The organism is Streptomyces sp. NPDC051211, assembly GCF_040689505.1.
Taxonomy (GTDB): Bacteria; Actinomycetota; Actinomycetes; order Streptomycetales; family Streptomycetaceae; genus Streptomyces.
This window is the reverse complement of sequence record NZ_JBFBAV010000008.1, coordinates 126,727-142,694: the sequence shown is the minus strand read 5'-3', so window position 1 is coordinate 142,694 and position 15,968 is coordinate 126,727. Positions and strand designations below refer to the sequence as shown.

Annotated in this window: 11 protein-coding genes; 8 read left to right on the top strand and 3 right to left on the bottom strand. The window is 74.5% G+C overall.

The features are described from left to right. Positions 1–11 precede the first annotated feature (11 nt). The 3 genes from AB0447_RS11305 to AB0447_RS11295 are packed head-to-tail and all read left to right on the top strand — an operon-like array spanning position 12 to position 6,841. Positions 12–872: a hypothetical protein gene (locus AB0447_RS11305; RefSeq protein ID WP_366476334.1), complete on the top strand. Its 861-nt coding sequence runs from the start codon at positions 12–14 to the stop codon at positions 870–872. Next, positions 853–6,603 (top strand): WD40 repeat domain-containing protein, encoded by a 5,751-nt coding sequence (locus AB0447_RS11300; RefSeq protein WP_366476333.1) that lies wholly within the window; start codon positions 853–855, stop codon positions 6,601–6,603. Before AB0447_RS11305 ends, AB0447_RS11300 begins: the two co-directional genes overlap by 20 nt. 34 nt (positions 6,604–6,637) lie before the next feature. Further along, positions 6,638–6,841, top strand: coding sequence for a type II toxin-antitoxin system VapB family antitoxin (locus tag AB0447_RS11295; RefSeq protein WP_366476332.1), 204 nt, complete (start codon positions 6,638–6,640; stop codon positions 6,839–6,841). A gap of 214 nt (positions 6,842–7,055) precedes the next feature. On the opposite strand, the gene AB0447_RS11290 is transcribed toward AB0447_RS11295, so the two are convergent. Further along, positions 7,056–7,859, bottom strand: coding sequence for a DeoR/GlpR family DNA-binding transcription regulator (locus AB0447_RS11290; RefSeq protein WP_366476331.1), 804 nt, complete (start codon positions 7,857–7,859; stop codon positions 7,056–7,058). 60 nt (positions 7,860–7,919) lie between these two features. Between AB0447_RS11290 and galT the strand changes: the two genes are divergently transcribed. The 4 genes from galT to AB0447_RS11270 all read left to right on the top strand — a co-directional run bounded on the left by galT (position 7,920) and on the right by AB0447_RS11270 (position 11,842). Then, the gene (gene galT, locus AB0447_RS11285; RefSeq protein ID WP_366476330.1) at positions 7,920–8,954 is read left to right on the top strand and encodes a galactose-1-phosphate uridylyltransferase; all 1,035 of its coding nucleotides are present in this window, start codon (positions 7,920–7,922) and stop codon (positions 8,952–8,954) included. Further along, positions 8,951–10,123 carry a galactokinase gene (gene galK, locus AB0447_RS11280; protein WP_366476329.1) on the top strand — a complete coding sequence of 391 codons (1,173 nt, stop codon included), beginning with the start codon at positions 8,951–8,953 and terminating at the stop codon, positions 10,121–10,123. The genes galT and galK overlap by 4 nt, the downstream gene beginning before the upstream one ends. A 124-nt stretch (positions 10,124–10,247) precedes the next feature. Then, on the top strand, positions 10,248–11,090 hold the full coding sequence (locus AB0447_RS11275; RefSeq protein ID WP_366476328.1) for a class I SAM-dependent methyltransferase: 843 nt from the start codon (positions 10,248–10,250) through the stop codon (positions 11,088–11,090). 104 nt (positions 11,091–11,194) lie between these two features. Further along, positions 11,195–11,842, top strand: a complete 648-nt coding sequence (locus AB0447_RS11270; protein WP_366476327.1) for an ADP-ribosyltransferase — start codon at positions 11,195–11,197, stop codon at positions 11,840–11,842. A 76-nt stretch (positions 11,843–11,918) separates the two neighbouring features. Here AB0447_RS11270 and AB0447_RS11265 read toward each other — a convergent pair whose 3' ends face one another. After that, positions 11,919–13,712, bottom strand: coding sequence for an ABC transporter ATP-binding protein (locus AB0447_RS11265; RefSeq protein ID WP_366476326.1), 1,794 nt, complete (start codon positions 13,710–13,712; stop codon positions 11,919–11,921). 306 nt (positions 13,713–14,018) lie between these two features. Between AB0447_RS11265 and AB0447_RS11260 the strand changes: the two genes are divergently transcribed. Further along, positions 14,019–14,240, top strand: a complete 222-nt coding sequence (locus tag AB0447_RS11260) for an acyl-CoA carboxylase subunit epsilon (RefSeq protein ID WP_366476325.1) — start codon at positions 14,019–14,021, stop codon at positions 14,238–14,240. Between the two features lie 3 nt (positions 14,241–14,243). On the opposite strand, the gene AB0447_RS11255 is transcribed toward AB0447_RS11260, so the two are convergent. Then, positions 14,244–15,902, bottom strand: coding sequence for an FAD-dependent monooxygenase (locus tag AB0447_RS11255; protein ID WP_366476324.1), 1,659 nt, complete (start codon positions 15,900–15,902; stop codon positions 14,244–14,246). Positions 15,903–15,968 lie beyond the last annotated feature (66 nt).

The following is a 15,968-nucleotide window of genomic DNA, read 5'->3' as shown; positions in this document are numbered from 1 at the left end:
GAGGGGGAGCGATGGCGCGGGTGATCTGTGTGCACGGTATCGGTCAGCAGTTCGGCGGAGAACGGGAACAGCACGGCCGATGGTGGCCCGCCATGGCCGACGGCCTGAGCCGGGCCGGCCACGAGGACCGGTTGAAGCCCGCCGACATCGCCTGCGTGTTCTACGGCGACCTGTTCCGGCCGCCCGGCCGGGTGCTATCCGGCAGCGAACCGCCCTGGGACGCCGCCGATGTGGAGCCGGAGTTCGAGGCGGAGCTGCTGCGGCTGCTGTGGGCCGAGGCCGCCCGTACCGACCCCGCCGTGGTCCCGCCCGACGCCCCCACGCTGGCCCGCACCCCGCGCTCCGTCCAGCGTGCCCTCGACGCCCTCAGCCGGTCCCGGTTCTTCTCCGGCCTCGCCCTGCGGGCCCTGGTCGCCGACCTCCGGCAGGTCCGCCGCTACCTGTGCGACCCCGGGGTCCGCCCCGCCGTCGCCGCGCGGGTGGCCGCCCGGATCACCCCCGACACCCGCCTCCTGGTGGGCCATTCGCTGGGCAGCGTCGTCGCGTACGAGAGCCTCGCCGCGCACCCGGAATGGCCGGTCCGCGCCCTGCTGACGCTCGGCTCCCCGCTGGGCATCCGGAACCTGGTCTTCGACCGGCTCAGCCTGCCCGCCGGCGGCGCGCCCGGCGACTGGCCGGGCTCGGTCGAACAGTGGACCAACATCGCCGACGAGGGCGATGTGGTCGCCCTGGCCAAGGACCTGCGCCCGCTGTTCGGCGAGCGGATCCACAGCCATCTGGTGCACAACGGCGCGCACGCCCACGACATGACCCGCTACCTCGACACCGCAGCGGCCGGCGCGGCCGTCGCCGATGGCTGCGGCCTCCGCTGAGGGCCCGCGCCGCTACGTGCTGGCCACGGCGGTCGCGCACATCGACGGGCACCCCGAGTACGACGTGCCGGAACTCGCCGAGGACGTCCGCCGGATGACGGCCCTGTTCACGGAACTGGGCTACGAACCGGTCACCCCGCCCGGGCCGGTCACCCCGCCCGGGCCGGTCACCCCGCCCGGGCCGGTCACCCCGCCCGGGCCGGTCACCCCGCCCGGGCCGGTCACTCCGCCCGGGCCGGTCACTCCGCCCGGGCCGGAGGCGGGCCCGTGGACCGATCCCGGACGGGAGCAGCTCACCCGTACCCTCCGCGGGTTCTGCACCGACCCCGACCGCCGCCCCGACGACTACCTGGTCTGCTACCTCGCCGCCCACGGCGTGGTGGCGGACTCCAGCGGCGTCCACTACCTGATGCTCGCCGACACCGACCCCGTCGACCTGCGCGGCACCGCCCTGCCCACGGCCGATCTGGTCTCCCTGATCTGGGAGGACACCCGGCTCGAACGGGTCCTGCTGCTCCTGGACTGCTGCCACGCCGAAGCCGGCACCGACGACGCCCTGCACGCCGCCCTGCAGGCCCGCCGGTTCCGCAGCCCGGCCGGCCCGGACGGCGGCGGCTCCACCACCGGCCGTACGACCGGCCCTACGACCGGCCACACCACCGGCCTCGCCCTGGTCGCCGCCTCCCGCCGCAAGGACGTCACCCGCCCCGGCGCGCTGCCCGCCGCGTTCGAGCGAGCCGTCCGCAGCCGGGCCACCGCCGGCCACGCCCCCGCCGCCATCAGCCTCGAACACGTCATGGCGGCCGTCAGCGCCGACCCCCAGGTCCCCGAGTGGCAGCGCCCCGTCTGGTCCATCGGCCAGGCCTCAGCCGCCATCCCCGAGTTCCTGCCCAACCCCCGGTACGTCCCCGACGCCGCCGACCTCAAGCTCGACGAGATCGACCGGCTGATCCGGCTCCGCTCCCGGGAGCGCACCGCCCGCGAGGAGGAACTGCTCAGCCACTTCCTGCCCCGGGCGCGCGGCACCGACGTACCCACCGAGGAGGTCTGGGACTTCACCGGCCGGCACCAGGCCCTGCACGCGACCGCCCGCTGGCTCGACGCCCGCCCCCACCACCGGCTCTGCGTGGTCACCGGGGACCCCGGCTCCGGCAAGTCCTCACTGCTCGGAATGGTCACCCTGCTCGCCGACCCGGAGCGGGCCGCCGCCGTCCCCCGCGACCGGCTGCCCGACGGCGACCTGCCGGCCCCCGGCACCGTCCACGCGGCCGTGCACGCCGGCCACAAGTCCACCCGGCAGCTGCTCGACGCGATCGCCGCCGCCGCGGACTGCGCGGCCGAGACCGTCGGTGCCCTGACCGCGGCCCTGCAACGCCGCACCGACCCGCTCGTCATCCTCGTCGACTCGGTCGACGAGGCCCTCGACCCGCGCGGCGCCACCGAGGAACTCCTGCTGCCGCTGACCGATCCCGAACTGGGCCTGCCGCTGCGGCTGTTGCTCGGTGCCCGCCGCCACGTCGCCCAGCGGCTGCCCGCCTCCGCCGTGCGCATCGACCTCGACGAGGAGGAGTACGCCGACCCGCTCGCCGTCCGCGCGTACGTCCGCGGGCTGCTCACCGTCCCCGGTTCGGTGCTCGCCACCGTCGAACCCCACCGGGTGGACGCGGTCGCCGGCGCCGTCGCCGAAGCCGCCGGCCGGTCCTTCCTGGTAGCCCGGATCACCGCCCGTACGGTCGCCCGCGAGATCCGCGTCCCCGACCCCGACGACTCCGCCTGGCGGGCCGCCCTGCCCCGGCTGCCCGGCGAGGCCATGGAACGCGATCTGCGCCAGCGCCTCGGGGACCGCGCGGACACCGCCCGCGACCTGCTGGTGCCGCTCGCCTTCGCGCAGGGCGTCGGCCTGCCCTGGGCGGGGGTGTGGCCGCAGCTGGCCAGCGCCCTGTCGGGCCGCACGTACGGCGACGCCGACCTGTTCCGGCTGCGGGACGAGGCCGGTTCGTACATGGTCGAGAGCGTCGAGGACGGCGGCTCCGTCTACCGCGTCTACCACCGCGCGCTCATCGAATACCTGCGGGAGGGCCGGGACGAACGCGCCGTCGAGGCCACCGTGACCCAGGTCCTGCGGGCCTCCGTCGACCGCCTCCCGGGCGGCGGCTGGCCCGCCGCCCACCCCTACGTACGCCGCTACCTGGCCCTGCACGCGGGCGCGGCCGGCGTCCTCGACGAGCTGGTCCAGGACGCCGACTACGTACTGTCCTGCGCCCCCGGCCAGTTGATGGCCGCGCTGCCCGGCCTGCGCACCCCGGCCGGCCGGCGGGCGGGCGACGCGGTGAAGGAACTGGAAGGCGACCTCCGCCGGTCGGACGGCCGCGCCACCACCCCCGAGGTCCGCGCCCGCCTCCGCCTGGCGGCGGTCTGCCGGGGCGCCGGGGCCCTCGCGGACTCCTGCGACCCGGCGCCGGGGGAGCAGTGGCCGGAGTGGCGGGTGCGGTGGGCGGTGTGGAACCCGCACGGCGGGAAGCGGGCCTACGAGGGGCTGAGAGACTGGGCCGGGGTGGTGGTTCCCCGGCCCACGCAGGGCGCCGACTTCTGCGGCATGCCGGAGAGCGGCAGCTTCGAGAGCTGGGACCTCGACTTGGGGGAGCTCCGGGAGGTACCGGTCCAGGGACCGGGATGGCTGAGGCAGGGGCCGTGGACGGCGCTGCCGCCACCCGCGCGCGCGGTGGCGGTGGTGCTCGACGACTTCTTCCGGCGGAATCCGGCGGACAGCGCGACGGCCCACGCGCGGCGCCCGCGCCTCGTGGAGTCCGCCTGGGAACTGCGCGTCTTCGACCCCGGTACGGGCGCGATGAGCTCGTGGCGGCTGCCCGTGCCGCCCGACGCACCGCCGACGCTGGAACGCACGCCCTCACACCTGGCGGTGAGTGCCGCGGACGGATTCCCCAGTCATGCGGCCTTGCTCGTCCCACCCCACCGGCTGCTCGTCTACCGACTGGAGAAGGAGCCCGGGCAGCGGCAGCTCACCCGTGCGCAGCGCAGGACCGCGTACGAGTTCGAACGCCGGGAGGTCGAGGAGCGACTGCACCAGCGGGCGGGAACGCTGGTCGGGATGACGGCTGAGGGGGACCCTTCGATCACGGTCTGTGCGGCACCGGACGGGATGCCCGAGGGACGGTTCCTGGTCGGCACGGCCGAGGGGGAGGTCCTGGTCCTCGACGGCAGCGGCCGGATGGTCTCGCCGATCCGTACCGGTCACCACGCCGAGGTGACGGCCATGGCGGTGATCCACCCCCACCCGCACGGCCGGCTGCTGGTGTCGGGCGGCCGGGACGGACGGGTCCAGCTCACTCCCATGGGCACGGACGAGGCTCCCCGCACCCTGCTCGCCTCCCGTTTCGTGATCACCTCCCTCGCGGTGGTGCGCAGGGACCGCCAGTGGATGGTGGCCGTGGCCACCGCCGACGGCCTCCTGCACCGCATCGACGTGGAAAGCGGCCGCCCCGTCGGCCTGCCGCTCGACGTCGCCCGGTGGGGCCCCCGACTCGCCGCCTTCGGTCTCGGCGCCACCGCGTGCGTCGCCGTCCAGGGCGGTGGCCGGGGGCTCCAGCTCTACGACCTGATCGGCGGGGAGCGGATCGGCGGCCAGGAAGACGAACACGAGGCGAGCGCCCTGACCCGGATCGGCGGGACCCTCTGCGTCGGTGGCACGGACGGCATCGTCCGGCTGCTGCCGACCGCGCACGTCACCGATACCCGGCAACTCGTCGCACACGACGTGCCCGTGATCGCCCTGGGCGAGGTCCGGGGGCCGGGCGGGGTGCCCTGCCTGGTCAGCGTGGGCGCCGATCACCGGATCCGCTGCTGGGACCCCCAGCGGCGCACCGAACTGTGGCACCGCCCGGCCGTTCCGCTGCCGCCGGGCATCGGGGAGCGGACGGATTCCCTCAGCCACGCGGTGTGCGGCCGCACCGGGGCGGGCCTCGACTACGTCGCCACCACGCGCCATGTCGACCTCGGCCGGGTACGGATCCTGCTGCTGGCCGGCGGACTGCCGGTCCGGGAGCAGGAGTTCAGGGCACCGAGCCCGGTCACCGCGTTGTGCGCGGGCCGGGTCCGCGGCCGGGACGTCGTGGTCGCCGGTACCGACGACGGCCGGGTCCTCTGCTGGGACCTGGGGGACGGCGGTCGATGGTGGGGCGGGGGCCGGACCCCCGCCGGGGCCTGGCTCACCGCCCTCGCCCTCGCCCCGGACGGCTCCGGCCGCCTCGCCGGCGGCACGGAGGACGGCACCGTCCACCAGTGGTCCGTGCCCGACGGACGCCTGCTCCCCGACCCGGTTCCGGCCCACCGCCGAAGGGTCCGCGCGCTGTCCTTCGTCACCGGCAACGGAGGGGACCGGGGGCCGTGGCTGGTGAGCTCGGGAGACGACCACCGGCTCGTGGCCCGGGAGCCGGACGGCGCCGGCGGGATCCGAACCGTGTGGGAGCGGCGCACCGACCGGCGGATCCGCTCCCTCCACCCGGCTGCCTCAGGACTCGTCTGCGGGGACGACCTGGGCGGTCTGCACCTGCTGACCCGTGAGGGGCCCGGCTGGGTCCTGCGGGACGGGCGGGAGCCGGTGCCCTCCGGCCGTGCGGTGGCCACCACCCTGTTCGGGGACCGCCCCGTGTGCGTCTCGCCGGGCGGTCACGACGTGCTGCTGGTGCACGACCTCGCCGACGGTTCCCCGGTGCAGCGGCTGAGATCCGCGTTCGGCTCCGGTCACCGGGCGGTCACCGCCGTGCGCCGGCGCTCCCCGGACGGCAGTCCTCGCCCCCTGGTGTTCGCCCGTACCGGCGAAGGACTGCTCGAATACTGGGACTTCGCCGACCCGGCCGCCCCCGTACGGACCGGCAGGCCGATGGGGCTGGCCGTACCGCACGACGACGGCCGGGGCGTGAAGAGGCTGGCGGCCTTGCCGGACCCGGCCGGGGAGGCGGAAGACCTGTACTCGCTCTCCGCCGTCGGGCCGGTGTTCGCGGTGCAGGACGTGGCGCGCGGCCCGCTGGTGCACCAGGTGCTGTGGAGCGACGGGCTCCGCACGCCGTTCTTCGGCCTGCGGCCCGACACGGTGCCCGTGTACCCGCAGCCCATGCCGCGGGAAGGGCAGACCCAGCCCCTCCGCCTGAAGGCCCCGTGGGCGGTGCGCAGCGCCGGCCGTACCCTCGGGATCGTCGAGACGGAGAGGGCGCGGGTCTCGCTCGTCGACCTGGAGACGGGGCACTGGGCTCGGGCCTCGCTCGCCGGCCACGACCTGGTGGAGGCTTTCGTGGTCACCCTGGACGACGGCGGTGCCGGTGTCCTCCTGGTCGGTGCCCGGATGGCCTGGCTCTATCCGGTGCCGTCCTTGCTGGAGGCGCTCGCCGACCCGGAACCCCCTTTCGAGGGGCTCCGGTTCCTCGGCAGGCCCCGCGCCCTGCGGCTGCGGCCGAAACCGGTGCGCCCCGTGGCCCACAACGTCGCCCGCTTCACGGTCCGGCATGCCGCACCGCTTCCCGGCGGCCGAGAGTACGTGGTCGCCGGCAGCCGTCTGCTCCTCATCCGGTCCGTCTCCGGCGGCTCCCCGCGCCACCTCGTCGAACTCCCCTCTCCCTGCACGGCCCTGGCCGTCTCCCCGGCCGGCGAGATCGCCGTGGCGACCCGCAACGGCCTGTTGCTGTTCGACCCGCCCGGCAGCCCCCGCGGCCGCTAGAGTCCGGGCAGAGCACTCCGGACGAGGGGGACGCATGGCCAAGGTCAACATCAGCCTGGACGCCGAGCTGGTCGTGGAGGTGATGGTGCTCGCCGGCGTCGGCTCGCCGCAGGACGCCGTCGAGGCGGTCGTACGCGACTACATCGCCCGCGGCCACCGGACCGAAGCCCGGGTCGAACTGAAGGACACCCAGCACCGCCGGCACGACCTCCGCCCCCAGGAGCCCCCGCAGGGCTAGGGGGTGTCCGGCGGATCAGGGTCGGATCAGCCCGGCCCGCCTGGCACCGCGGCTTGCCGCGTTGTCGTCGGTCGCCGACGCTCCGCGTGGGCTCCCTCCTCCGCCTTGCAATCCACGGCACCAGACGACCCGGGCTGATCCGACGCTGATCCGCCGGACACCCCCTAGCGGGCTCGATCGCCCGCTGGGTCAGGAGCTCGGCGGCGGGCTGAACTCAGCCTGGGCCTGCGGGGTCTGCGATCACCAGGTCGCCGACCGTGTCCGCCAGTGCCTCTCGGGCCGGCCGGGGCATCCCGCTGTCGGTGACGAAGCAGTCGATGCGGTCCAGCGGGGCGAAGGAGCTCAGGCCGACCACACCCCACTTCGTGTGGTCCGCGACCACCACGACCCGCCGGGCGGCGGCCACCAGGGCCCGGTTGGTCTGGGCTTCGGCCAGGTTCGGGGTGGTCAGCCCGGCGCCTTCGCTGACCCCGTGGACGCCCAGGACCAGCAGGTCCACGTGGAGCGAGGAGATCACCAGGTCGGCGAGCGGGCCGACCAGGGCGGCCGACGGGGTGGGGGAGCCGCCGGTGAGCAGCAGGGCGGGGGCTTCGGCCTCCCCGCGGTCGCGGGCCGCGGCCCGGACGAGGTCGGCGACCGGCAGCGAGTTGGTGAGGACGGTCAGCCGGGGGATCTCCAGCAGCCGGGCGGCCACCGCGCAGGCGGTGGTGCCGGCCGAGACCGCCACCACGCTGCCCGGCTCGACGAGCCCCGCGGCGGCCTCCGCGATGGCGGCCTTGGCGGGCCCCGCCAGGGAGGCCTTGGCGTCGAAGCCGGGCTCCTCCCCGCGCGCTCCGGGAGCGGCGACGGCCCCGCCGTACACCTTCTCCAGCAGCCCGCGCGCGGCCAGCGCGTCGAGGTCCCGGCGGACCGTCATGTCCGAGACGCCCAGCCGGTCGACCAGGTCGGCGACCCGGACCGCGCCGTCGCGCCGGACCGTTTCGAGGATGAACGCACGTCGCTGCTGGGCCAGTTGCACCTCAACAGCGTAGCACGCAGGATCTGTTGATTCTTATAGGATTCTGTTTACTCTTGGGGGGTGAAGAAGAGCATCACGAAACTCGCCGACGGTCGTGAGCTGATCTACTACGACACCGACGAGAGCGCCGTGCGCGACACCCCGGACCCGCGCCGGCTGGAGCGCACCGAGAGCCGCCCGGAACTCCGCCGCGACGAGGCGACCGGCGACTGGATCACCATCGCCGCCCACCGCCAGACCCGCACCCACCGACCCCCCGCCGACCAATGCCCGCTGTGCCCCGCCCGGGACGGCCGGACCGGCGAGATCCCCGCCGCCGACTACGAAGTCGTGGTCTTCGAGAACCGCTTCCCCTCCCTCGCCGGCGGGGCGGGCCGCTGCGAGGTGGTCTGCTTCACCCCCGAACACGACGCCGGCTTCGCCGATCTCACCGAGGACCGGGCCCGCCTGGTCCTCGACGCCTGGACGGACCGCACCCGGGAACTGTCCGCACTGCCCGGCGTCGCGCAGGTGTACTGCTTCGAAAACCGGGGCGCCGACATCGGCGTGACCCTCGCCCACCCGCACGGCCAGATCTACGCCTTCCCCTTCACCACCCCGCGCACCGCCAAGATGACCGCCGCCGCGGCCGCCCACCGCGCCACCACCGGCCGCAACCTGTTCGAGGACCTGCTGGCCGGAGCCCGTGCCGCCACCGAGCGCGTGGTCACGGCGGGGGAGCACTGGACGGCCTTCGTGCCGTACGCCGCCCGCTGGCCCTACGAGGTGCACCTCTACCCGCACCGCAGGGTCCCCGACCTGACCTGCCTCACCGAAGCCGAACGCGCCGAGTTCCCGGGCATCTACCTGGACCTGCTGCGCCGCTTCGACCGGCTTTTCGGCCTCCCGGACCCCACCCCGTACGTCTCCGCCTGGCACCAGGCCCCCGTCCCGGACGGTGCCGGCACCGAACTCGCCCTGCACCTCGAGCTGTTCACCGTCCGGCGGGCGCCCGGCAAGCTCAAGTACCTGGCCGGCACCGAATCCGGCATGGAAGCCTTCATCAACGACGTGGCGCCGGAGGCGGCCGCCCGGCAGCTGCGGGAGTCCGTATGACCGACGACATCACCGCCGAGAGCACCGACGGAATTGCCGCCGTGTTCCGGGAGCTCTACGGCGCGCAGCCGGACGGCGTCTGGGCGGCGCCCGGCCGGGTCAACCTGATCGGTGAACACACCGACTACAACGACGGCTTCGCCCTGCCCATGGCCCTGCCGCAGAGCGTCCGGCTGGCCGCCCGCCGCCGCGGGGACGGCGTCCTGCGGCTGCACAGCGCCCAGTCGGGCGGCCCGGCCGCCGAACTCCGGGCGGACGGGCTCGCCCCCGGCGCGGTCACCGGCTGGGCCCGCTACCCGGCCGGCGTGGTCTGGGCGCTCACCGAGGCCGGGCACGACGTGTCCGGCGGCGCCGACCTGCACCTCGACAGCACCGTCCCCACCGGCGCCGGCCTCTCCTCCTCCGCCGCCCTCGAATGCGCCGTCGCCGTCGCCCTCGACGAGCTCTACGGCCTGGGACTGGCCGGCCCCGAACTGGCCCGGATCGCCCAGCGCGCCGAGAACGCCTTCGCCGGGGTGCCCTGCGGGATCATGGACCAGATGGCCTCCGTCTGCTGCACGGAGGGCGCCGCCCTGCACCTCGACAGCCGCACCCTCGGCCACCGCCAGGTGCCCTTCGACCTCGACGGCCACGGCCTGCGGCTGCTGGTCATCGACACCCGCGTCCAGCACGACCTCGCCGACGGCGCGTACGCGGGCCTGCGGGCCGGCTGTGAACGTGCCGCGGCCCTCCTCGGCCTGCCCGCCCTGCGCGACCTCCCGGACGAGGACCTCCCCGCCGCCCTGGCCGCCCTGCCCGACCGACTGGTGCCGCTGGTCCGCCACGTGGTCACCGAGAACGCCCGCGTCACCGAAGCCGTCGCCCGGCTCACGGCCGGGGACCCCGCCGCCCTCGGCCCCCTCCTCACCGCCGGGCACGCCTCCCTCCGCGACGACTACCGGGTCAGCTGCCCCGAGACCGACCTCGCCGTGGCCGGCGCCGTCGGCGCCGGAGCCCTGGGCGCCCGGATGACCGGCGGCGGCTTCGGCGGCTCCGTCATCGCCCTCACCCCGGCCGACCGGACCGACCGGGTGCGCGCGGCCGTCACCAGGGCCTTCGAGTCGGCCGGCCACCGTCCCCCGGCCGTCCTCGAAGCCGCCCCGTCCCGAGGCGCCACCCGCCTCGCCTGACCGGCCGGCCCCGGCGGCCGCGGCACAGCCGAACGGTCGGTCACGGCCGCCACCGCCGCCCCCCGAACTCATTCGGGCGTCCGCCGCCGTGCGGGCCCGCCCCGGGTGATGCATGCTCGGGAACATGACCGACCCGAGCGACGCGGTCGCAGCCGACCGTGCCCTGAAGAGCAGGCACCGTGCGATGTGGGCGCTGGGCGACTACCCCGCCGTGGCCTCCCGCCTCATCCCCGAACTGGGCACCGTACTGACCCGGGCCTGCCGCGTCACCAGCGGGACCCGGGTGCTCGACATCGCCGCCGGCTCCGGCAACGCCTCGATCCCGGCGGCACAGGCCGGGGGACACGTGGTGGCCTCCGACCTCACCCCCGAGCTGCTGGAGACCGGCCGCCGGCTGGCCCAGGAGGCCGGCGTCGACCTGGAATGGCGGGAGGCGGACGCCGAGGCGCTGCCCTTCGGCGACGCGGAGTTCGACACCGTCATGTCCTGCGTCGGCATCATGTTCGCCCCGCACCACCAGGCCGCCGCCGACGAGATGGTCCGCGTGTGCCGCCCGGGCGGCACCATCGGGCTGGTCAACTGGACCCCGCAGGGATTCATCGGCCAGATGTTCGGCGTCATGAAGCAGTACATGCCCCCGCCGCCGCCCGGCGTGCAGCCGCCGCCCCTGTGGGGCGACGAGGCGCACGTACGCGAACTGCTCGGCGACCGGGTCACCGACGTGGAGGCGCGGACCCGGACCGTCCGGGTGGACCGGTTCGAACGGCCCGAGGAGTTCCGCGAGTTCTTCAAGGCCTGCTACGGGCCGACGATCGCCGTGTACAAGGCCATCGCCGACCGGCCCGACCAGGTCGCCGCCCTCGACGAGGAGCTCGCCGCGCTCGCCGAGCGGAACACCAAGGACGGCGGCATGGACTGGGAGTACCTGCTGCTCACCGCCCGACGAGCCGGGCAGGATGTCTTTTAAGTCCGAGTAAGTCCCGGCGATTCGGCCGGAGTTCACCCTGAGACACGCTCACCATCGGGTGACGGTCCCGGACTGCCCGGCACGGGGCCGCCAGGGTGATCTTCATGATCACCCGTACCCTGCGGCGCCGTGCCGCCGTCCTGGCCGCCGTCCTGGCCGCCGCCCTCCTGCAGCCCGCCGCGGCGGAGGCCACCGCCCCCGCCGCCGGCCGCACCGCCGCCGCCTCCCTGCCGGCCCCGGCCGCGCCCGCGAACTCCTGCCCGCGGGTCGAGGACCACCTCTTCGCGGCGGCCGACCGCCGCGCCGACATCGCCCGCATCACCCCGTCGCCGTCCTGGCGGATCAACTGCAAGCAGCTCTACCGCGCCGACAGCCGGCCGCCGACGGTGGTCTTCGAGGAGGGATTCCACCCCCGGGACACCGTCGGCGGCCAGTACGACCTGGAGCAGTACGTCCTGGTCAACCAGCCCTCCCCGTACGTCTCCACGACCTACGACCACGACCTGTACAAGACCTGGTGGAAGAGCGGCTGGAACTACTACATCGACGCCCCCGGCGGTGTGGACGTCAACCAGACCATCGGCGACACCCACAAGTGGGCCTCCCAGGTCGAGGTCGCCTTCCCGGGCGGCATCGACCGCTCGTTCGTCGTCGGGGTCTGTCCCGTCGACAAGACGACCAAGACCGAGATCATGGAGCAGTGCCAGGACAACCCGCACTACCGCCCCTGGCGCAACACCTTCCCCTCCTGATCCGAAGCTGCTCGGGAGCCAGGAGCCAGGAGCCGGAACAACCGGGAGCGGGACAGCCGGTAGCCGGTAGCCGGTGCTAGGAGGCGTGTACGGCCGCGGCCAGGAACTGTGTCGCGGCCAGCTCCCCGTACAGCGGGTCGCCCGCCACCAGCTCCTCGTGGGTGCCGACCGCCCGCACCCGGCCGGCCTCCATCACCACGATCCGGTCGGCGAGCGTCACCGTCGACAGCCGGTGCGCCACCACCAGCACGGTGGTGTCCCGGGCCGCCTCCGCCACCACGTCGCGCAGGGCCAGCTCGTTGACCGCGTCCAGCTGCGAGGTGGCCTCGTCGAGCAGCAGCAGCCGCGGCTTGCGCAGCAGCGCCCGCGCGATCGCCACCCGCTGCCGCTCACCGCCGGACAGCGTGGACCCGCGGTGCCCGACCATGCTGTCCAGCCCCTCCGGCAGCCGGCCGACCAGGGTGTCCAGCCGGGCCCGGCCCAGCACCTCCGCGATCTCCTCCTCGGTGGCCTGCGGCGCACCGAACACGAGGTTCTCCCGCAGCGTCCCGGCCATCACCGGGGCGTCCTGCTCCACATAGCCGATGGCGGCCCGCAGCTCGGCCAGCGGCCACTCCCGCACGTCCCGGCCGTCGACCAGGACCCGCCCGCCGGTCGCCTCGTAGAACCGCTCGATCAGACCGAACACGGTGGTCTTGCCCGCACCCGACGGCCCGACGAACGCCGTCATGCCGGCCCCCGGCACCGTGAAGCTCACGCCGTGGTGGACGGGCGGCAGATCCGGCCCGTACCCGAAGCGGACGTCCTCGAACGCGACCGTCGCCGGGGCGCGCCGCGCCGCCGGAACCGCGAGCCCCGACCCGGCGGCCGTCTCCTGCTCGGTCTCCAGCGCCTCGGCCTCGGCGATCCGGGCCAGCGCCGCCGAACCCACCGAGAACTGGGTGGCCGCGTCCGTCAGCTTCGAGATCGGGTCGATCAGGTAGAAGAGGAACAGCAGGAAGGCGACCAGCTCGGCGACGGATATCGCCCCGGACGCGACCCGGGCGCCGCCGATCCCCAGCACCGCCAGGAACGACACCTGCACCGACAGGCCGATCGAGGGCGTGGCCACCGCCTGCCACTTCGCCGAGGCCAGTCCGTGCCGCCAGGCGTCCTCCGCTGCCGCCTCCACCCGGGCGATCTCCCGCGTCTCCGCGCCGGACGCCTTGACCGTGCGGTAGGCGCCGAACGCCCGCTCCAGCACCGTGGAGATCTCCGCGACCGCCTCCTGGGCGCGGGCCGAGGCCTTCGAGATCCGCGGCCAGACCATCGCGGTGGCACCGCCGACCAGCACGATCACCCCGAGGGTCACGCCGAGCAGCACCACGTCCATGGCGGCCATCAGGGCGACCGTCGCGAGGAAGGTGAGCGTGCCGGTCACGGAGGACACCACCGCCGTGGTGGTCACCGACCGCAGCAGCGTGGTGTCGGCGGTCACCCGCGACATCAGGTCGCCCGGCTTGTTGCGCTCCATCTCGGGCATCCGCAGCCGCATCAGCCGGCCCACCAGCGTGCGCCGGGCGCTCAGCACCACCGATTCCGCGGTCCGCTCCAGGACGTACGCGCCCAGCGCGTCGATGACCGTCCCCAGCAGGACCAGGGCGGTCAGCGCCACCAGCACCCCGGCGATCGGCGAATCGTCGCCCAGCCGTTCCACCAGAGCCTTGGCGGCGAGGGGCTGCGCCAGCCCGCTCGCCGCACCGATCAGCGAGAGCAGCGCGCCCAGCGCGACCGTCCACCGGTGCGGCCGGAAGTGCCCGTACAGCGCCCGCCAGTTCTGTGCCGCGGGCATCTTCCGCGCGGCGTCCGTCTCGACCCCTGAGTAATCCATGCCCACCAGGATGCGGAAAACCGGCCCCGGACCTGCCCGGCGGGCACCGGGTATGTCACGTCACCCGACCGGACCAGAGCCCGCTCCGGGGACCGGGCCGTCACAGCCCGGACGGCGTACGGGCGGTGACACGAACGGACGCGTCCTCACGGGCTGTTCCGGCACGACACGCCGAGAACCCGCTTGTAGCGTCGTCGTACCCACCCGGGGTCCGCGGCACCGCCGACGGACCGCCGTGGGTGGCTTGGGGGGTGTCTTGCCGGTCGGGCAGGGCCTGATCGGTACTCCGTGCGAGGAGCCGAGCCGATGCCGAACAACTCTCCCGTCACCACCCTGCTCCGGATCGAACGCGGCCACGCCGAGCCCGAGGAACTGGCCGCGATAGCCGCTGTGTTGACCGCGTGCGCGGCCGGCCGCGCCATGGCCGCCCACGCGGCGGGGAAGCACACGACGCCCGACCACCGATCCCCACGGCGGCCGGGCGTCCTGCGTCAGGTGTGCTGGGCGGGCTGCTGGGCCTGCCGCTGAGGCTCAGGCGCGGTGCAGGATGCGCTTCATCACCGATTCCAGCTCCGCCTCCGGGTCCCGCGCCGGGCCCTCGGAGCGCCAGGCCACGAACCCGTCCGGGCGCACCAGGACCGCCCCGTCGGCCCGTACGCCGTGCGCCGCCGCCCAGTCCGTGCCGTCCTCGGTACGTCCTTCCGCCTCGGGGCCGCTGCCCAGGGTGAATCCCGCCAGCAGGACGGACATCCGCTTCGCCACCCGCGCGGCCGCCGCCTGCCACGGCGTACCGGGGCCGCACAGCAGGGTGAAGGACCGCTCGTACAGGTCGAGGGTGGACTTGCGGCCCTCCGGCACCTGGAGCCACAGGTGCGGGGCGCGTGAGCCGGGCTCGCCGTCGATCTTCATCCCCGGCGGAATGATCTCCCGCTCGGGATCGCCGCCGATGACCGCTCCACTCGGGTAGCAGTACGCCATCGCGGTCGGCAGCATCCGGCTGTCCTTCCCGGCCTTCCCGCTCGGCCCGCCCGGTACGCCCGGAGCTCCGGGGAGCGGCGAATAGCCGGGGTGGTCGTGCTCCACGGACCGGGCGGAGGCGCGTTCACTTGTGGCCAGGGCCACCGGCCGCCGCTCCTCCTCGTACGTGTCGAGCAGGCCCGGACCGGCCTGGCCCGCCAGCACCGCCGCGATCTTCCAGACCAGGTTGTGCGCGTCCTGGATACCGGTGTTGGAGCCGAACGCCCCGGTGGGCGACATCTCGTGCACGGCGTCGCCCGCGAGGAAGACCCGCCCCGCCGAGTACCGCTGCGCCACCCGTTCGGCGGCATGCCACGGTGCCTTCCCGCAGATCTCCACGTCCAGGTCGGGCACACCGATGGCCCGCCGGATGTGGTCCGTGCAGCGCTCGTCGGTGAAGTCCTCCATGGTCTCGCCGGTCTCGGGGTGCCACGGCGCGTGGAAGACCCAGTTCTCGGCGTTGTCCACCGGCAGCAGCGCCCCGTCGGCGCCCGGCTTGATCAAGTAGCAGACGATGAACCGGAGATCACCCAGTACCTCGGGCAGCCGGCGGGAGCGGAAGGTCACGCTCACGTTGTGGAACAGGTCCCCGTTGCCGGACTGCGGGATGCCCAGCTGTTCCCGCACCGGGCTGCGCGGACCGTCCGCCGCGATCAGGTACTGCGCGCGGACCCGGATGTGCCGGCCGCTGTCGCGGTCCTTGACCACGGCGCTGACGCCCTCGGGATCCTGGTCGAAGGAGATCAGCTCGGTGGAGAACCGCACGTCGGCGCCCGCTTGACGGCTCCGCGAGGCCAGCACCGGCTCGATGTTGTTCTGGCTGCACAGGCACCACCGGGTCGGGCTGAACTTGGCCAGCGCCCCGCCCGGGTCGGTGTTCTGCACCAGCCACCGGTGGTCGCCGCCGGTCAGCGAGGTGGCCTGGATCAGGCCCTTGTTCTCTTCCAGGACCTCCGCGGCCCGGCGGATGTCCGGCTCCGCGCCGGCCACCCGGAACAGTTCCATCGTTCGGGCGTTGATGCCACGGCCACGCGGGTGAGGGGAGACCCCCGCGTGCTTCTCGACCAGCAGATGTCTGATGCCGTGCCGGCTCAGGAACAGCGAGGTGGACAGCCCCACCAGGGAGCCGCCCACGACCAGCACCGGCACGTCTACGTCGAACTCTTCTTCCATGGCCTGCTCGGCTCCTTCCCGCGGGGGTGACCCGGTTTCTATGCCCGCTGACCGGCCGTTGTGCGC